Source organism: Nocardia sp. NPDC050406, assembly GCF_044459025.1.
Lineage (GTDB): Bacteria > Actinomycetota > Actinomycetes > Mycobacteriales > Mycobacteriaceae > Nocardia.
On the sequence record NZ_JBITIM010000002.1, the window covers coordinates 940768 to 958084 of the forward strand.

At 69.1% G+C, this 17317-nt stretch carries 17 protein-coding genes and 1 riboswitch; of the genes, 10 read left to right on the top strand and 7 right to left on the bottom strand.

Annotated features, from left to right (window positions below):
• Window positions 1-193: 193 nt before the first annotated feature.
• The 5 genes from rfbD to ACIBH2_RS17685 all read left to right on the top strand — a co-directional run bounded on the left by rfbD (window position 194) and on the right by ACIBH2_RS17685 (window position 5402).
• Complete coding sequence (rfbD, locus tag ACIBH2_RS17665) at window positions 194-1060, top strand: dTDP-4-dehydrorhamnose reductase (RefSeq protein WP_397118605.1); 867 nt, start codon at window positions 194-196, stop codon at window positions 1058-1060.
• Window positions 1061-1071: 11 nt separating this feature from the next.
• Window positions 1072-1974 carry a glycosyltransferase family 2 protein gene (locus ACIBH2_RS17670; RefSeq protein WP_397118607.1) on the top strand — a complete coding sequence of 301 codons (903 nt, stop codon included), beginning with the start codon at window positions 1072-1074 and terminating at the stop codon, window positions 1972-1974.
• A 100-nt stretch (window positions 1975-2074) separates the two neighbouring features.
• Complete coding sequence (locus ACIBH2_RS17675; protein WP_397118609.1) at window positions 2075-3148, top strand: sugar phosphate nucleotidyltransferase; 1074 nt, start codon at window positions 2075-2077, stop codon at window positions 3146-3148.
• A 107-nt stretch (window positions 3149-3255) separates the two neighbouring features.
• Window positions 3256-3837 (top strand): TetR/AcrR family transcriptional regulator, encoded by a 582-nt coding sequence (locus tag ACIBH2_RS17680; RefSeq protein ID WP_397118611.1) that lies wholly within the window; start codon window positions 3256-3258, stop codon window positions 3835-3837.
• A 95-nt stretch (window positions 3838-3932) separates the two neighbouring features.
• Window positions 3933-5402 carry a phytoene desaturase family protein gene (locus tag ACIBH2_RS17685; protein ID WP_397118613.1) on the top strand — a complete coding sequence of 490 codons (1470 nt, stop codon included), beginning with the start codon at window positions 3933-3935 and terminating at the stop codon, window positions 5400-5402.
• A gap of 1 nt (window position 5403) precedes the next feature.
• Here ACIBH2_RS17685 and ACIBH2_RS17690 read toward each other — a convergent pair whose 3' ends face one another.
• The 6 genes from ACIBH2_RS17690 to ACIBH2_RS17715 form a co-directional block, all read right to left on the bottom strand.
• The gene (locus ACIBH2_RS17690) at window positions 5404-6324 is read right to left on the bottom strand and encodes a cation diffusion facilitator family transporter (RefSeq protein ID WP_397118615.1); all 921 of its coding nucleotides are present in this window, start codon (window positions 6322-6324) and stop codon (window positions 5404-5406) included.
• 85 nt (window positions 6325-6409) lie between these two features.
• On the bottom strand, window positions 6410-7342 hold the full coding sequence (locus ACIBH2_RS17695; protein WP_397118617.1) for a cation diffusion facilitator family transporter: 933 nt from the start codon (window positions 7340-7342) through the stop codon (window positions 6410-6412).
• A 67-nt stretch (window positions 7343-7409) separates the two neighbouring features.
• Window positions 7410-8660, bottom strand: a complete 1251-nt coding sequence (manA, locus tag ACIBH2_RS17700) for a mannose-6-phosphate isomerase, class I (protein WP_397118619.1) — start codon at window positions 8658-8660, stop codon at window positions 7410-7412.
• The gene (locus ACIBH2_RS17705) at window positions 8660-9829 is read right to left on the bottom strand and encodes a tobH protein (RefSeq protein ID WP_397118621.1); all 1170 of its coding nucleotides are present in this window, start codon (window positions 9827-9829) and stop codon (window positions 8660-8662) included. The genes manA and ACIBH2_RS17705 overlap by 1 nt, the downstream gene beginning before the upstream one ends.
• A gap of 70 nt (window positions 9830-9899) precedes the next feature.
• Window positions 9900-11276: a phosphomannomutase/phosphoglucomutase gene (locus tag ACIBH2_RS17710; RefSeq protein ID WP_397118623.1), complete on the bottom strand. Its 1377-nt coding sequence runs from the start codon at window positions 11274-11276 to the stop codon at window positions 9900-9902.
• Between the two features lie 115 nt (window positions 11277-11391).
• Window positions 11392-11778 (bottom strand): DUF3499 domain-containing protein, encoded by a 387-nt coding sequence (locus ACIBH2_RS17715; protein WP_397120825.1) that lies wholly within the window; start codon window positions 11776-11778, stop codon window positions 11392-11394.
• A gap of 205 nt (window positions 11779-11983) precedes the next feature.
• Here ACIBH2_RS17715 and ACIBH2_RS17720 point away from each other — a divergent pair, with 205 nt between their 5' ends.
• Window positions 11984-12463, top strand: a complete 480-nt coding sequence (locus ACIBH2_RS17720) for a metallopeptidase family protein (RefSeq protein WP_397118625.1) — start codon at window positions 11984-11986, stop codon at window positions 12461-12463.
• A 289-nt stretch (window positions 12464-12752) separates the two neighbouring features.
• Here the strand turns inward: ACIBH2_RS17720 and ACIBH2_RS17725 are convergent, their stop codons facing one another.
• Window positions 12753-13019, bottom strand: a complete 267-nt coding sequence (locus tag ACIBH2_RS17725) for a WhiB family transcriptional regulator (RefSeq protein ID WP_397120826.1) — start codon at window positions 13017-13019, stop codon at window positions 12753-12755.
• A gap of 584 nt (window positions 13020-13603) precedes the next feature.
• On the opposite strand from ACIBH2_RS17725, the gene cofD reads away from it, so the two are divergent.
• From cofD to ACIBH2_RS17745, 4 genes are all read left to right on the top strand, one after another.
• Complete coding sequence (cofD, locus tag ACIBH2_RS17730; protein WP_397120828.1) at window positions 13604-14563, top strand: 2-phospho-L-lactate transferase; 960 nt, start codon at window positions 13604-13606, stop codon at window positions 14561-14563.
• Entirely contained in the window at window positions 14560-15915 is a 1356-nt protein-coding gene (locus ACIBH2_RS17735) for a coenzyme F420-0:L-glutamate ligase (protein ID WP_397118627.1), read from the top strand. Before cofD ends, ACIBH2_RS17735 begins: the two co-directional genes overlap by 4 nt.
• 52 nt (window positions 15916-15967) lie before the next feature.
• Complete coding sequence (locus ACIBH2_RS17740; protein ID WP_397118629.1) at window positions 15968-16486, top strand: NUDIX hydrolase; 519 nt, start codon at window positions 15968-15970, stop codon at window positions 16484-16486.
• An 84-nt stretch (window positions 16487-16570) separates the two neighbouring features.
• Window positions 16571-16737, top strand: a riboswitch (FMN riboswitch).
• Between the two features lie 73 nt (window positions 16738-16810).
• Window positions 16811-17263, top strand: a complete 453-nt coding sequence (locus ACIBH2_RS17745) for a 6,7-dimethyl-8-ribityllumazine synthase (RefSeq protein WP_397118631.1) — start codon at window positions 16811-16813, stop codon at window positions 17261-17263.
• Window positions 17264-17317 lie beyond the last annotated feature (54 nt).

The window sequence follows — 17317 nt, forward strand, 5'->3', positions numbered from 1 at the left end:
GTCCGTGGAATATCCCCCTGGAGGCAGGCTAGACGCGTGTTCGCGCCGGATGGTGGAGCCGCCGCCGCGTGAGTTTCGCGCCGCGGCTCGGCCTTGTGCGGCGGCTATGACGGGCGCGCCGGGTGGCCCGCGCTATCAGCCCAGGTCGCACCGGCACCCGAGCGCGCGGTCACGGCATGCCACACTGGCCACCGTGACTTCCCCCTCCGTGACAGCTGTCACCGGGCGGCTCGTCGTGACCGGAGCGCGGGGGCAGCTGGGCCGCGCGCTGCTCGACCGCGCGCCCGACGCTCGCGGCTACGGCCACGCCGACCTGGACATCACGCGGCTCGACGCGGTGCGCGCGGTCCTGAAACCCGGTGACGTAGTGATCAATTGCGCCGCCTACACCGCGGTGGACCAGGCGCAGACCGAGACCGAGGCCGCCTTCGCGGTGAATGCCACGGGTCCCGAGGTGCTCGCGCGGGCCTGCGCCGAGATCGGGGCGCGGCTGATTCAGGTGTCGACCGACTATGTGTTCCCGGGCACGGGTTCGCGGCCGTACGAGACCGACGACCCGACCGGTCCGCGCTCGGTCTACGGCGAATCCAAACTGCGCGGTGAGCGCGCGGTCGCGGAGTTCTTGCCGGACGCCGGGCAGATCGTGCGCACCGCGTGGGTATACACCGGGGACAGTGGGGATTTCGTCGCCACCATGCGCCGTCTGGAGCGCGAGCGCGAGACCCTCGACGTGGTCGACGACCAGATCGGTTCGCCCACCTACGCACCCGATCTCGCGGCCGCGCTGCTGGAACTCGCCGACCGCCCCGACGCGCCGCGAATCCTGCACGCCACCAATGCCGGACAGGCCAGTTGGTTCGAACTTGCCCGCGCCGTCTTCGCCGGAATCGGCGCGGATCCCGAGCGGGTACGGCCCTGCGCCACTTCGGCTTTCCCGAGACCCGCTCCGCGCCCGGCATATTCGGTGCTGTCCGGTACGTCCTGGACGAGTGCGGGGCTGTCACCACTGCGTCCTTGGCGAGATGCGCTGAACGACGCGCTCCGCCGTATCTCCGACTAGGCTGAGCGTCCGTGAGCCCCTCGGATTCAGTTGGACGGCCGACACTGGCCGTCGTCACGGTCACCTACTCGCCCGGTGCGCACCTCGAGCACTTCATCAGCACTCTCGCCACCGCCACCAGCGAGAAGCCCCAGGTCATCCTGGCCGACAACGGATCGAACGACGGCGTGCCGGAAATGGTCGCCGAAGCCAACGAGCACGTCCGGCTGCTACGCACCGGCGGCAATATCGGCTACGGCGGGGCCATCAACCGGGCCGTGGCGGAGATCGACCCGGAGATCGAATTCATCGTCATCTCCAATCCGGATATCCGCTGGGGCACCGATTCCATCGATGAACTCCTCGCCGCCGCGCGCCGCTGGCCGCGCGCCGGAGCTCTCGGCCCGATGGTGCTCGAGCCGGACGGCAGCCGCTACCCCTCCGCCCGCCGCGTGCCCGGCCTGGCCGACGGCGCGGGCCACGCCATCCTCGGCACCATCTGGCCCTCCAACCCTTGGACCCTGCGCTACCGGCAGGACAACGAAGAGGTCTCCGAGCGCACCGTCGGCTGGCTGTCGGGCTCCTGCCTGCTGGTGCGCCGCGCGGCCTTCGACGCCATCGACGGCTTCGACTCCCGGTACTTCATGTACATGGAGGATGTCGACTTCGGCGACCGCATGGGCAAGGCGGGCTGGCACAATGTATTCGTGCCATCGGCCGAGGTGACGCACGCCAAGGGCCATGCCGCCGGGAAGCATCCGGAGGCCATGCTGCCCGCCCACCACGCCAGCGCCTATCGCTTCCAGGCGGACCGGCATCCGCACTGGTGGCAGGCTCCGCTGCGGGTGGCGCTCAAGGCCGGACTTGCGATCCGGTGCAGGCTTGCGGTTCGATCCGCACTGCGCGAACGCGACCGCGCCGCCGGTACGAACTGACCCACGCGTCGGGCACAATGACCCAGCCGTGCAAATCGGGCACGGCTGGGTGCGGCGTGTGCCGGGACCCGGCGGATTGACGACCTACACAGGGGAGAAGATGGCGAACGGAACGGATGCGGTGATCCTGGTCGGAGGCCAGGGGACGCGACTGCGTCCGCTGACCCTCTCGGCCCCCAAGCCGATGCTGCCCACGGCCGGTCTGCCGTTCCTTCAGCATCTGCTGGCGCGTATCGCCGACGCCGGTATCGACCACGTGGTCCTCGGCACCTCCTACAAGGCCGAGGTCTTCGAGGAGCATTTCGGCGACGGCTCCGAGCTGGGCATCGAGATCGAATACGTCACCGAGACCGAGCCCTTGGGCACCGGCGGCGGTATCCGCAATGTGCTGCCGAAGCTGCGCGCCGACACCGTCATGGTCTTCAACGGCGATGTGCTCGGCGGCACCGACCTCGGCGCGGTGCTCGAGACCCACCACTCGTCGAACGCCGATGTCACCCTGCACCTGGTCCGGGTCAGCGATCCGCGCGCCTTCGGCTGTGTCCCCACCGACGAGAGCGGCCGGGTCACCGCGTTCCTGGAGAAGACCCAGGACCCGCCGACCGATCAGATCAACGCGGGCTGCTACGTCTTCCGCCGCGAATACATCGAGAAGATTCCCGCGGGCCGCCCGGTCTCGGTCGAGCGCGAGGTCTTCCCCTCCCTGCTCGCCGAGGGCGCGCACATCCAGGGCCACGTGGATATGGCCTACTGGCGCGATATGGGCACCCCGGAGGACTTCGTCCGCGGTTCGGCCGACCTCGTACGCGGTATCGCACCCTCCCCGGCCCTGCCCGGCCAGCGTGGCGAATCCCTCGTCCACCCCGGCGCGGGCGTCGCCCCCGGCGCACTGCTCATCGGCGGCACGGTCGTCGGACGCGGAGCCGAGGTCGGCGCGGGCGCACGCCTGGACGGCGCGGTGCTCTTCGACGGTGCCTGCGTGGAAGCCGGTGCGACAGTGGAACGTTCGATCATCGGCTTCGGCGCCCGCATCGGCCCCCGCGCCCTGGTCCGCGACGCCGTCATCGGCGACGGCGCGAACGTCGGCGCGCGCTGCGAACTACTACGCGGCGCCCGCGTCTGGCCCGGCGTCGACATCCCCGACGGCGGCATCCGCTTCTCCACCGACGTCTAGCCTCGACGGGCTCCCGGCGGCGGGGTTCGACATCCTGATCGCCCGATCGCGCGAGGCAACGACAAGTTGTTGGGCGATAGCTTGTCTAGCGGTGCTAGGGTTTGCTTGTGAGCGCCATACAGACACGTAAGGAACGCGAGCGCGCCGAGCGGCATCAGCGGATCATCGACACCGCGCGGGATCTGGCCGAAGCCCAGGGGTGGGAAGCGGTGACGGTGCGCAAGCTGGCCGACAGCATCGAGTACAGCCAGCCGGTGCTCTACAGCCACTTCGCCGGTAAGGACGCGATCGTCGCGGCCGTGGCCGAGCAGGGGTTCGCCGATATGGGCGCGGAGTTTCGCCGCCTGCGCACGGCCGCGCCCGATGCGGTGGCCGCGCTCACCGCCGTCGCCCAGGGGTATCTCGAGTTCGCCCGGGCCCATCCCGCGCTCTACGACGCCATGTTCGTCATGAAGGTGGATCTGCATTTCGGCCCCGACGCGGTGGAGACGCTGCGCTCCGCCTTCGGTGAACTGGTGGCGGTCTTCGCGCCGTACGCCGGGGCCAGCGATCCCGAGGCCTTCACCGAGGTGGCGTGGAGTGCGCTGCACGGTCTCGCGACCCTGGATCGAGGCGGCCGACTGCGGCCGGACTTTCGCGATCAGCGGCTCGAGATTCTGGTGCGGCAGTGGACCGGCGGGCAGTCCTGAGCGCTGACCGGGTATAGCGCGCGCCCGCGTCGTTGCCTCGGTCACGGCTGCCGCCGCCCCGCCGCCCCCGCCCGCACCGGCCTACAGTGGGTGTCATGGCTGACGCGGTGGTGATCGGATCGGGTCCGAACGGGCTTGCGGCGGCCGTGATTCTGGCCCGCGCCGGACTCCAGGTGGAGGTGTACGAGGCCGAGGACATGCTCGGGGGTGGTTGTCGCACAGCCGAACTCACGCTGCCGGGCTTCCACCACGATGTGTGCGCGGGCGCGCACCCCATGGCGGTGGCGTCACCGTTCTTCCGCGCCTTCGACCTCGCCGCGCACGGCGTGGAAATGCTTGCGCCGCAGGTGTCCTACGCCCATCCGCTGGACGGGGGAGTGGCCGGGCTCGCGTGGCGTGAACTCGACCGCACCGTGGACGGGCTCGGTCGCGACGGCAAGAGTTGGCAGCGGCTGTTCGGACCGCTGGTGCGGCGCTGGGAGGGCCTGGTCGAGCTGGCCATGGCGGACCTGCGGCACCTGCCTATCGACCCGGGCGGCCTGCTGGACGGCGGCATCGAACTGCGCTTCGCCCGCCGCCTGCTGGAGCAGTCGACGCCCTTGTGGAACTTGCGTTTTCGCGAAGACATCGCGCCCGCGTTGCTCTCCGGCGTGGCCTCGCACGCCATCCTGCCGCCGCGCAGCTTCGCCGGTGCCGGAGTCGCCATGCTGCTCGGCACGCTCGCGCACGTGCGCGGCTGGCCGGTACCGCGCGGTGGCTCGCAGGCCATCGTGAACGCCCTCGCCGACGACCTGAAAAACCATGGCGGACGGGTCATTACCGGCCACCGCGTCGACTCCATCGACGAATTCGACCATGTGCGAGCGGTTCTGGTGGATCTGGCCCCGGCGGAGTTCCAGCGCATCGCCGAGAACCGGCTGCCCGGGGGCTACAACGGCGCACTGCACCGCTTCCGCTACGGCAGCGCCGCCTGCAAGGTCGACTTCGCGCTCTCCGGGCCGGTGCCGTGGCAGGCGCTCGGCTGTGAGCGCGCCGGAACCCTGCACCTGGTGGGCACCCGCGCCGAGGCCATGGCGGCGGAAAAGGCGGTGGCCCAAGGCCGTCACGCCGAACGGCCCTATGTGCTGGCCATCCAGCCGGGCGTGGTGGACGACACCCGCGCACCCGCGGGCCAGCACACCTTCTACACCTACGCGCACGTCCCCAACGGCTCCACGGCGGATATCAGTGAGGCCGTCATCGCGCAGGTGGAGCGCTTCGCCCCCGGCTTCCGCGAACTCATCCTCGCCAAACATGTGCGCACGGCCGCCACCATGCCCGCCCACAATCCGAACTACATCGGCGGCGATATCTCCTCGGGCGCGATGACCCTGCGCCAGACCGTCTTTCGCCCCACCGCCCGCTGGAATCCGTACAAGACCCCGCTGCCGGGCGTGTACTTCTGTTCCGCGGCGACCCCGCCCGGCCCGGGCGTCCACGGAATGAACGGACTGCACGCCGCCCGACACGCCCTGCGCCGCTGCTTCGGGGTCCGCACCGATCCGCTGGAGCTGCTGCGCTCCTGATTCAGACCCGCTGCTCGCGGTACAGATCGGGCTCGATGTAGATATCGCGCGCGGCGGGCACCGCCGCACGCACCCGCGCCTCAGCGTCGTCGATGGCTGCGGCCACCTCGGCGATATCCAGACCGGGCACGATCGCGACCTTGGTCGCCACCAACAGCTCATCGGGCGACAGGTACTGCGTCTTCAGGTAGATCACCCGGTCGATTCGCGTTCCGTCGACCAGGTTCTCGCGAATGCGCCGATCCTCGTCCGGCGTCGCGCCCTCACCGATGAGCAGACTCTTCATCTCCACGATCAGCACCACCGCGATGAACAGCAGCAGGAAGCCGATGGCCAGGGTGCCGATACCGTCCCAGCGCGCGCTGCCGGTGACCATGGTCAGACCGACGCCGAGGAAGGCGAAGAACAGGCCGATCAGCGCCCCGCTGTCCTCCAACAGCACAACGGGCAGTTCGGGATTGCGCGTGGTGCGGATGAACCGCCACCAACTCGTGCGGCCCTTCAACAGCGCCGAGGCCTTGCGCGCGGTGGCGAGGCTGTAGGACTCCAGTATCATGGCCACCACCAGAATGACGATGGCGACGATCGGATCGGTCAACTCCTCCGGATGCCGAATCTTGTGGATGCCCTCGTCGATCGCGTAGAGCGCGCCCACCAGGAAGATCACCAGCGCCACGATGAACGAGTAGAAGTAGCGGTTGCGCCCGTATCCGAAGGGGTGCAGCGCATCCGGCTCCTGCTCGGCGCGCCGCCGCCCGACCAGCAGCAGCCCCTGATTGGCGGTGTCGGCCAGCGAGTGCACGGCCTCGGCCAGCATGGAGGCCGACCCGGTGAGGATCGCGCCGATGAATTTCGCGAGGGTGATCCCGGCATCCGCCGTGAACGCCGCCAGGATCGCCTTCTTGCTGTCGCCGGAGGACATGAAGACCTACGCTACGGCGTCCGCACCGGGCTCTTCGTGACCACACGCCGGGCGTGGTCACCACCACACGCCCGGCGTCGGACGGCTACGCGCCGGGCGCGGCGGCCGGGGTGCTGAACAGGTCCGGCTCCAGGTACATGACCTTGGCGATCGGCACCTGCGCCCGCACTCGGTCCTCCGCCTCGTTGATCGCGGCGGCGACCTCGGCGATCTCGAGCCCCGGCACGATGGAGATCTTGGCGGCCACCAGCAGTTCGTCCGGGCCCAGGTACTGGGTGCGCAGGTGGATGACGCGGTCGATGCGGGTGTTGTCCACCAGCGCCTCGCGAATCAGCGCGTCGTCCGCCGCGGTCGCGCCCTCGCCGATGAGCAGGCTCTGCATCTCGACGATGAGAACGACCGCGATGATGCCGAGCAGGATGCCGATGCACAGGGTGCCCACGCCGTCCCACACCGGATCGCCGGTGATCATGGCCAGGCTGATCGCGGTGAAGGCCAGAATCAGACCGATGAGCGCGCCCGCGTCCTCGAGCAGCACCACCGGCAGCTCCGGGTGGCGGGAGTTGCGAATGAACCGCCACCAGCTGGCATCGCCCTTGAGCGGACGCGACTCCTTGATGGCGGTGATGAAGCTGAAGGTCTCCAGGCCGATCGCCAAGCCCAGAATGACGATCGCGACGATCGGACTGGTCAGCTCCTCGGGATGTTGGATCTTGTGTACACCCTCGTAGAGCGCGTACAGCGAGCCGAGCGCGAAGATGACCAGCGCGACCACGAAGGAGTAGAAGTAGCGGTTGCGGCCGTAGCCGAACTGGTGCAGGTCGTCGGCCTGCTGCTCGGCCTTGCGCTGACCGAACAGCAGTAGGCCCTGATTGCAGGTGTCGGCCACCGAGTGCACCGCCTCGGCCAACATCGACGCCGATCCGGTGATGGCCGCACCCACGAACTTCGCCGTCGCGATGCCGCCATTGGCGAACATCGCCGCCAAGATTGCCTTCTTACCGCCACCCGCAGACACTGTTCGTCCCTTCCCGAAGCATGTCCGATTTTCCGTGAAAATCGCCGGGGGTCAGCGTACCGGTCTTTCAGCCCTCGCCCACCGCGGCGCAGAACAGTTGACCCGGACCGTCCACCGACTGGGCCCGAATCGCGCCGTCGGAGGCCGAGATCCAGGCCGCGTGACCGCACGGCACATCCAGGACCGACCCGCCCTGGAACAGCCGCAGCGAGCCGAGGGTGCACAGCACGATCTCCGGGCCGGAGCGCGGCAGCTCCACCGGTTCGGCCCCGGCCTCGAGTTCGATGCGGCGCAGCGTGAACTCCGGCGCCGGTGCGCGATACCGGAATACGCCGGGACCCTCGGTCTCCGGTTCGATGATCGGCAGTTCGAGGGGTTCGAAATCCAACACCCGCAACAGTTCCGGCACATCGACGTGTTTGGGCGTGAGCCCGCCGCGCAGCACATTGTCGGAGTTGGCCATGATCTCGATGCCGACGCCGCGCAGGTAGGCGTGCAGATTCCCGGCCGCCAGGAACAGGCCCTCACCGGGCTCCAGGGTGATGCGGTTGAGCAGCAGCGCCGCCAGCATTCCGGCATCGCCCGGATACGCCTCGGCCAGCTCCAGGGCGGTACGCACCTCGGCGGTGAATTCCTTACGCGCGCCGTTGTTCTGGGAGCCATCGCCCGCGGCGTCCTTGTCGGAGAGGTAGCGCACGCAGCCGTCGAGCACCTTGGGCAGGAGTTTGGCCAGCGCGTTCTGCGGCAGCGCGATCCAGGTGGTGAACAGGGTGCGCAGCCCGGCCGAATCCGGTTGCGCGGCAAGCAGCTCCGCGTACGGGTCGAGTTCGGGGACGCCGAGCGCGCGCAGCAGCGTCACGGTGCGGCGCGGATCGCGGAAGCCCGCCAGCGCCTCGAAACGGTCCAGGGCGACAACGAGTTCGGGCTTGTGGTTCTCGTCGCGGTAGTTGCGCATGGGCGAATCGATGGCCACGCCCGCGTGGTTCTCGCGCGCGAAACCCGCCCGGGCCTGCTCGATACTCGGGTGAGCTTGCAGGGACAGCGGCTCCTCGGCAGCCAGGATCTTCAACAGGAACGGCAGCTTCCCGTCGAATTCCCGCGCGACCGCGCCCAATTCGCGCTGCGGGTCGGCGGCGAGCACATCCAACAGGGATTTGTCGCTGCCGTCGATGAGGATCCGGGCCGGATCGGCGGGATGCGCCCCGAACCAGAGTTCGGCCTCCGGATGCGGAGTAGGAACCGGTCGTCCGCACAGCTGAGCGAGCGCGGTGCGCGAACCCCAAGCGTAGGAACGCAGCGCACCAACGAGTTCGTGCACTAGTAGTGTCCCCCGTCGTAGTGTCCCGGCGTCGTTGCCGGGCGGGAACCGAGTAGTCGCAGGTAGGCCGCCGCCATCTCCAGCCGAAGCGCCAGCACCGCAAGCTGTTCCAGCTCGCCGCCGCGCGCGGATTCGCCGGGGGCCGGGGTCGCGGCCGTGCCCATGACCTCCACGTCCACATTCACCAGATCGGCGTCCACCAGACCCGCACCGGCTCCGAAGACCGCGAGCCGTCGGCGCGCCGCCACCTGATCGGCGTCGGCGGTGACTACGAAGACCCGCACCTTGTCCACCGGCGCGGGGCCGTCGAGCTGCTCGTCGTGGAAGAGCGGGTCGTAATCGGGGGCGTCCACTCCGGCGGCATCCACCATGACCGCGTGCGCGGCAACGGTTTCGGCGAGATCGCCCGAGGCCACGATCTGTCCGGCGGTGGCCAGCAGCACCTCGGCGGCGTGCTCGGCCAGTTCGGTCGCGGCGGGGGAGTCACCGGCGATCACGATGCGCCGCTCCCGCATTCGAGTGGCGAGCGCCTTGGCGGGATTGTGGAACGCCTCGTTCTGCGGGCCGTCGCGCATGGCCTCGGCATCCAGCAGATCGGCCAGCGCGTCGAGATCGGGCACCAGCGGGCCGATGCGCGTGGGGTCCAGCGTCGTCAGCACCGCCACACCCACAGCCAGGTAGCGCAGCAGTCGATTGTGGTCGAGCACGGGCAGTCTGGGCGGCAGTACGGTGGCGCGCCCGGCGGCGACGGCCCGTAGCGGACCCTCGTCGGGTGCGGCGATCACCACCTCCGCGCCGCGGCGCAGCGCACGGTCCACGGCCTCGGCCAACCGGGGGTCCCCGGCATCGTCCCCGGCCACCAGCACCACGTCGAGCGGGCCCACCCAGGGCGGGATCGACGTCGCGGGCACGACGGGCAGATTGGCTCGGTCGCCCAGCGCGGCGATCAGGATTCCGGCGGCGCGGGCCGCGCGGCCCGGACCGGAGACCATGACCAGACTGCGCGGGCGCAGATCGGCGAGTCGACGCAACGCGTCCTCACCGACGGCCGCCGCGGTGGCGCGTACCTGCGCCCCCGCCGACGCGGCGGAACGCAACGAACCACCGATGTCGGCCGCCTCCAGCGAGGCGACGTCATCGAGATCGAGAACCGGTGTCCCAGCGATCATCGGGCGTTGCCACCTCCCCTCATCGGGTCACCAGCGGGCGAATCCACGCTCTGTGATTCCACTATTCCAGTCAGCCGCGGACGATGCTCAGAATCTCGGTTACGAGTGCGTCTACTTCCTCCTGCGATCGGGCCTCGACGTTGAGGCGAAGCAGCGGTTCGGTATTGGAAGCACGCAGGTTGAACCACGCGCCCTCGGGCAGCTGGACGGTCACGCCGTCGAGCCGGTCGACCGATTTGGCGCGGCCGCTGAACGCCTCGAGCACCGCCGTGGTGCGCCCCTGCGCGTCGTCGACCGTCGAATTGATCTCGCCGGAGGACGCGTAGGTGGCGTAGGCGGAGGCGAGTTCGGACATGGGGCGGTCCTTCTCGCCGAGTGCGGCCAGCACGTGCAGGGCGGCGAGCATGCCCGAATCGGCACCCCAGAAATCGCGGAAGTAGTAGTGCGCGGAGTGCTCGCCGCCGAAGATCGCTCCGGTCGAGGCCATCTGCTGCTTGATGAAGGAGTGGCCGACGCGGGTGCGCACGGGGGTGCCGCCGAGCTCGTTCACCAACTCCGGCACGGCCTTGGAGGTGATGAGGTTGTGGATGATGGTCGCGCCCGGCTCCTTGGCCAGCTCGCGCTCGGCGACCAGCGCGGTGACGGCGGAGGGGGAGACCGGATCGCCCTTCTCGTCCACCACGAAGCAGCGGTCGGCGTCGCCGTCGAAGGCCAGGCCGATATCGGCGCCGGTCTCGCGGACGTAGGCCTGCAGGTCCACCAGATTCTTCGGATCCAGGGGATTGGCTTCGTGATTGGGGAAGGTGCCGTCGAGTTCGAAGTACAGCGGGTCGATGGTGAACTGCGGCAGCGTGCCCAGGACGGCCGGGACAGTGAAGCCGCCCATGCCGTTGCCCGCGTCCACCGCGATGCGCAGCGGGCGCGAGGCGCTCAGGTCGACCAGTTCGTGCAGATAGGTCGCGTAGTCGCTGAGCAGATCGGCCTCGTCGGCCGTGCCGCGTTCGCCGTCGTGGGCCGGGACGCCGGTGATGAGCTCCTCGGTGATGGTGGCCAGGCCGGTGTCCTGGCCGACCGGCAGCGCCTTGGCGCGGCACAGTTTGATGCCGTTGTACTTGGCCGGATTGTGCGAGGCGGTGAACATCGCGCCGGGGCAGTCGAGGCGGCCGGAGGCGAAGTACAGCTCGTCGGTGGAGGCGAGGCCGATATGGGTGACGTCGAGGCCCTGGTCCTGGACGCCGTCGGCGAACGCGGCGGCCAGCTCCGGGGAGGAATCGCGCATATCGTGGCCGATCACCACGCGGCGCGCGCCTTCGTCTCGCATCAGCCGCGCGAACGAAGCCCCCACATCCTTCACGAAGGTCGCGTCGATCTGTTCGCCAACCACACCACGAACGTCATACGCCTTGACAACTGCATGAACGGAATCGGCAGACCGTGCGACTGTCATGAGGAACACCCTAGTAGTTGCACCCCCCGCTGTTTCCACGACCTCACCCTCGGGGGTGGGTGGGCGCGACGGTCGAATTCGCGGGCGTCGGCGCGGCGGGAGCGCTTGTCGCGCTTCAGGAAGGCGGGTCGGGGAGCACGCGCAGGTGGCCGCGGCGGCCGGTGCGGCCCGTGCGGGTGGGGCGCTGCGGGGGCGCGTAGTCGGTGTAGCCGCGCTGCTCGGGTTCGGGGGTGCGGCGGCGCAGCCCGGCCTCGCGCACGGCCTCGGCCAGAGCGGTCAGATCGTCGTCGTCCGGGGTGCTGGAGGAGAACCCGCCCTCGTGGCGGACCATCTCCCAGCCCTTGGGCGCGGTAATCCGGGAAGCGTGCGTTTCACACAGGTCCCAGGAGTGGGGCTCGGCCACCGTGGCGAGTGGCCCGACCACGGCCGTCGATTCCGAGTAGACGTAGGTCAGCGTCGCAACGGCCGGGTTCTTGCAGCCTGGACGGCAGCAACGACGCATGGGAATCACGCCAAGCAGGGTAACCCCCCTCACCCCTCCGCGGGGACAGACACGCTCAATGTCATGCGACACACCCTGGTCGCCAAGGCCATTCGAGCTGTGTTCGATTGCCCTCCGCTTCGCTCCGGGCGGATTCGCGGCGCAGGAGGTCTCGGGGCATCGGCCGGAGCGCGGCGGAGGCAGTCCAACCCAGTAGATTCTTGGTATGACCCGTTCACGTAGAAGGCGGCCGCCCACGGCGCGGTCGGTGATCCGCCGCGGGCGGGGTGTGCGCGGGCCGATGTTGCCGCCGACCGTTCCGGCTTGGCGCACTCGCGGCCAGCAGTTCGACCGACTCGTCCTCGAGGCCTTCGCCCCCCTCGACGGCCGCTGGCACGACCGCCTCACCAAACTCGATATCGCGGTCGACGACGTCCCCAAAATCCGCCCCCTGCACCCGGATTCGGTCACCTGGCCCGACGAGGTGGTCGCCGACGGCCCCGTCCCCCTCTCCCGCCTCATCCCCGCCGGAGTGGACCGCCATGGCGTAGCCACCCGAGCCCGAGTGGTGCTGTTCCGCAAACCCCTCGAACTCCGCGCCAGCGACCCCGACGACCTGGTAGACCTCCTCCGCGAAGTCCTCGTCCAACAAATAGCCACCTACCTCGGCGTAGACCCGGACATCATCGACCCGGCCCCGGAGTAGGGGCCTGAACTCTTCGCTCTCGTGCCTCGCTGCCCGCGGCAGCGAGGCACAGGTGTGAATGGGGAAGGTGAGTCGTCGCGCTGCTGCTCGGGTGGTACAGCGCGACTCTCAGCCGGATTATCGGCGGCGAGTGTGCCTGTCCCTCGAGCGATCTCGTCGATATTGGGGACGGCGGGGTCGAAAGGCGTTCTCGCCTTGGGGATCTACTCGCCGCCCGGTGAGCAGTGAGCGGGAGGTGGGCTGGCGCAACGGTATCCGTTGCGCAGCTCGATCGAGATCGTTGCGCGCGTTAGATGATTCCGCGCTTGAGGCGGCGGCGTTCGCGTTCGGAGAGGCCGCCCCAGATGCCGAAGCGCTCGTCGTGGGCGAGGGCGTATTCGAGGCATTCGTCGCGGACCTCGCAGCCCATGCAGATGCGCTTGGCCTCGCGGGTGGAGCCGCCCTTCTCGGGGAAGAACGCCTCGGGGTCGGTTTGGGCGCACAGGGCCCGCTCCTGCCACTGTTCGGCGTCCATCTCCGTGCCCGATCGCGCGACCGCGTCGAACATGTCGTCCATTCCGGTGACGATCAGGCTGAGCCGTGGCGGTTCCGGTTGGAACTGCGCACGGGCCCACTGTCCCCCGTGCCGTGTCGTCATCGATTCACCCCCCTCGTTCCCGATTCGGTTGTCGGCGCAGAAGTCTGGTGCTGCGCCTGCTGTGGAATCGGTTTGCGATACACCGCCCGGAATGCCCGACGGGGCCAGCTCATCGGCCATCGCTCCGCCTCCTCACTGTGTGTTAGCGCAGAATGATTAATCCGTCGACAGCCGTTCCCACCGACGGCCCAACACCGCGACGTTGTCCCGCGGACATCCCCGAGCTAGCGTCATCCCGATTCGAACATCCATTCGAAAAGCCGTCCGCGCCTTGCACTCTCGCGCGAACCCGAAATGACATGCCTGTGATTAGACACGCCGGGCGTGGCGGTGGTCAAGCCGCCGAAGCTATTCCGTTACCATCCGCGACCCCCTTACCCGAACGCCCGCCGGTCAAACCAGCAAATGACCGGCAAATATGGCGGAGGGCAACTTCTCGCGACGACCGCATAGGCTGTGCGGATGTGACTGGAGAACAAGCGGACACCGCGCCCGGCGCTGGCCTGCGGATCGCGGTACTGGTCGGTGGAGTAGGTGGCGCGAGGTTCCTGCAGGGCGTGCGCGAACTGCTGCCCGGCGCGGATGTGACGGCCATTGTGAACGTCGGCGACGACGTCTGGATGCACGGCCTGCGCATCTGCCCTGACCTGGACACCTGCATGTACACGCTGGGTGGCGGCATCGATACCGAACGCGGCTGGGGCCATGCGAACGAGTCCTGGAACGCCAAGGAGGAACTCGCGGCCTACAAGGCTCAACCCGATTGGTTCGGATTGGGCGATCGCGATATCGCCACCCATCTCATTCGCAGTGAAATGCTGCGTCAGGGCTATCCGCTCTCCGCGGTCACCGAGGCGCTGTGCAACCGGTGGCAGCCCGGCGTGAAACTGCTCCCGGCAACCGACGACAGGTGTGAAACACACGTTGTAATTGGCGACCCGGAGAATGCTGGCGAACGTCGCGCGATCCATTTCCAGGAGTGGTGGGTGCGCTACCGAGCCAACGTCGAGACCCATGGATTCGTGACCATTGGGGCAGATGTGGCAAAACCAGGTCCAGGTGTGACGGAAATCATAGAATCCGCCGACGCTGTTCTCCTGGCCCCCTCCAACCCCGTGGTGAGCATCGGAGCCATCCTCGCGGTCCCCGGTCTGCGCGGCGCGTTGCGCACCACTTCCGCCAAGGTAGTCGGAATCTCGCCCGTGATCGGTGGAAAACCGTTGCGCGGCATGGCCGATGCCTGTCTCTCGGTGATCGGCGTGGCATCCGACGCGGAATCGGTGGGCAACTACTACGGCGCGCGCTCGGCCACCGGCATCTTGGACGGTTGGCTTGTGCACGAGACCGACACCGCCGACGTCCCGGGCGTCGAGGTGCGCAGCGTCCCGCTGCTCATGACCGATCCCACCGCCACCGCCGAGATGGTCCGCCAGGCCCTGGATATCGCAGGAGTGAAGCCATGACCGCGAACCCCGTGGTGGACCACGCCGTCGGCGGCGAACTGCGCATTCTGCCGATCCACGGCCTCCCGGAATTCCGGCCGGGCGACGATGTGGCCGAAGCCATTGCGGCGCAAGCGCCTTGGCTCCAGGACGGCGACATCCTCGTGGTCACCAGCAAGATCGTGGCCAAGGCCGAGGGCCGCATCGTCGAGGCCCCCGCCGATCCGGAGGCCCGCGACGCCGCCCGCCGCGAACTGGTGGCGCGCGAAGCCGTCCGGGTACTCGCCCGCAAGGGCCGCACCCTGATCACCGAGAACAAGCTCGGCATCGTGCAGGCCGCCTCCGGCGTGGACGGCTCCAATGTGGAACAGGGCGAACTGGTCCTACTGCCGGAGAATCCCGACGCCAGCGCCAAGGCCCTGCGCACCGCGCTCGCCGAGCGGCTCGGCGTGCGGGTGGCCGTGGTCATCACCGACACCATGGGCCGCGCCTGGCGCAACGGCCAGACCGATACCGCCATCGGCTCGGCGGGCCTGCGCGTCCTGCACGACTACGACGGCGCGGTCGACGGGCAGGGCAACGAACTCCATGTCACCCAGGTCGCCGTCGCCGACGAACTCGCGGCCGCGGCCGACCTGGTGAAGGGCAAGCTCGGCGGCGTCCCCGTCGCCGTGGTGCGCGGCCTGGACTACACCGACGACGGCTCCACCGCCGCCGATCTGCTGCGCGGCGGCGAGGAGGACCTGTTCTGGCTGGGCACCGCCGAGGCCATCGAGCAGGGCCGCTCGGAGGCCGTACTGCTGCGCCGCTCCATCCGCCAGTTCGCCGATACCCCGGTGGAACCCGCGATCATTCGCGCCGCGGTCTCGGTGGCGCTCACCGCCCCCGCCCCGCACCACACCCGCCCGGTGCGCTTCGTCTGGGTGCGCAAGCGCGGGCTGCGCGCGCAGCTGCTCGAGGCCATGGCGGAGAAGTGGCGCGCCGACCTCACCGCCGACGGCAAGGATCCAGCCCAGGTGGAGCGTCGTGTCGCCCGGGGCCGCATCCTCTTCGACGCCCCCGAGGTGATCATTCCCTTCTGTGTGCCCGACGGCGCGCACGACTATCCCGACGCCACCCGCCGCCAGGCCGAATCCACCATGTTCACCGTGGCGGTCGGCGCGGCGGTGCAGGGCCTGCTGGTCGCCCTGGCCACCAAGGGCGTCGGCAGCTGCTGGATCGGGTCCACCATCTTCGCGCCGGAGATCACCCGCGATGTGCTCAACCTGGATGTCGACTGGAATCCCTTGGGAGCCATCGCCATCGGCTATCCACTGGAGGAGCTGACCCCGCGCGAGGTCCGCGACTCCGGCTTCGGTCTGGTGGAGCTGTGAGCCGCGGAGCTGTGAGCCGCGCCCGAGGTGCCGCGACACCGGGAGCCGCCCGGTGACCGCGGCATCGCTGCACAAATCGGCCACCGAACTGCTCGAAACCTGGCGTCCCGCAACGGGTCCGGAGCAGTCGCTGCGCGAGGCCATGCTCGCCTTCCTCGGCTCGGCCCCGCGCGGCTGCCTGCGCGAGCACGCACCTGGGCACATCACCGCCTCGGCGGTGGTGTTCTCGCACGACGAGCGCGAGGTGCTGCTGACCCTGCACCCGCGCGTCGGCCGCTGGATCCAGTTGGGCGGCCACTGCGAGGAGTCCGACGACACCGTCGCGGCCGCCGCGCTGCGCGAGGCCACCGAGGAGTCGGGCATCGCGGATCTGGTGCTCGAACCCGGCCTCTACGGCGCGCAGGCCCACCCCATCACCTGCTCGCTCGGCGTGCCCACCCGCCACCTGGATCTGCTCTTCCGTATTCGCGCCCCGAAAGGCGCTGTGCCCGTGCGCAGTTCGGAATCCACCGATCTGCGTTTCTGGCCCGTGAATGCGCTGCCCGCCGACGCCGACGTCCTGCTGCGCTGACCCCGCGCTGGTCGGACAAGGTTTTCCCGCTGGCTGATCACGACGATTTTCGCCCCGCCGGGATCGTGTTACCGTCGATTCCGTACACGTTCTCAGGGCGGGGTGGAATTCCCCACCGGCGGTAATGGCGTCCGGACCGATTCCGGCGCACGAGCCCGCGAGCGCCGCGGTATCCACCGATACGGCGGGTCGAGCAGATTCCGGTGTGATCCCGGAGCCGACGGTCACAGTCCGGATGAAAGAGAACGCGACGGTGCGGTGTGCGCTGCCAGCGCTCCCTGCTCGCGTCGCCTGCCCTGGGTGACAGCGAACAGGAGGAAACTCATGTCACCCACTTCCCGTCGGATCGCTCTGGTCGCCGCCCGCTGGCACGCGGAGATCGTCGACAATGCCGTCCAGGCCGCCCGAATCGCCCTCGCCGACCACGGTTACCCCGAGGTCGATGTGATCGAGGTGCCCGGAGCCTTCGAAATCCCCTTGCAGGCACAGCGTTTGGCGACCAGCGGTGAGTACGCCGCCGTCGCGGGCGTGGCGCTGGTCGTGGACGGCGGCATCTACCGCCACGATTTCGTCGCCGCCACCGTCGTGGACGCCCTCATGCGTGTCCAACTCGACACCGGCGTCCCGGTCTTCTCGGCGGTGCTCACCCCGCACCACTTCCACGAGCACGCCGAGCATCTGGAGTACTTCTCCCGCCACTTCACCGTCAAGGGAACGGAATTGGCCAATGCCATCGCGGCCACGCTGAAGCTGCCCGCGGTGAGTCTGTCGGTCTGACGGCTCCCCCCGAACGTGCGGCGTCCCCGCACCGCCGCCGCGCCCGCTGTGGGG

Excerpts from the sequence above, each read along its gene's own strand:
- ACIBH2_RS17675 (WP_397118609.1), top strand. The coding sequence starts at position 2,075 with ATGGCGAACGGAACGGATGCGGTGATCCTGGTCGGAGGCCAGGGGACG.
- ACIBH2_RS17685 (WP_397118613.1), top strand. The coding sequence starts at position 3,933 with ATGGCTGACGCGGTGGTGATCGGATCGGGTCCGAACGGGCTTGCGGCG.
- ACIBH2_RS17690 (WP_397118615.1), bottom strand. The coding sequence starts at position 6,324 with ATGTCCTCCGGCGACAGCAAGAAGGCGATCCTGGCGGCGTTCACGGCG.
- ACIBH2_RS17705 (WP_397118621.1), bottom strand. The coding sequence starts at position 9,829 with ATGATCGCTGGGACACCGGTTCTCGATCTCGATGACGTCGCCTCGCTG.
- ACIBH2_RS17710 (WP_397118623.1), bottom strand. The coding sequence starts at position 11,276 with ATGACAGTCGCACGGTCTGCCGATTCCGTTCATGCAGTTGTCAAGGCG.
- ACIBH2_RS17715 (WP_397120825.1), bottom strand. The coding sequence starts at position 11,778 with ATGCGTCGTTGCTGCCGTCCAGGCTGCAAGAACCCGGCCGTTGCGACG.
- ACIBH2_RS17720 (WP_397118625.1), top strand. The coding sequence starts at position 11,984 with ATGACCCGTTCACGTAGAAGGCGGCCGCCCACGGCGCGGTCGGTGATC.
- ACIBH2_RS17725 (WP_397120826.1), bottom strand. The coding sequence starts at position 13,019 with ATGGACGACATGTTCGACGCGGTCGCGCGATCGGGCACGGAGATGGAC.
- ACIBH2_RS17735 (WP_397118627.1), top strand. The coding sequence starts at position 14,560 with ATGACCGCGAACCCCGTGGTGGACCACGCCGTCGGCGGCGAACTGCGC.
- ACIBH2_RS17745 (WP_397118631.1), top strand. The coding sequence starts at position 16,811 with ATGTCACCCACTTCCCGTCGGATCGCTCTGGTCGCCGCCCGCTGGCAC.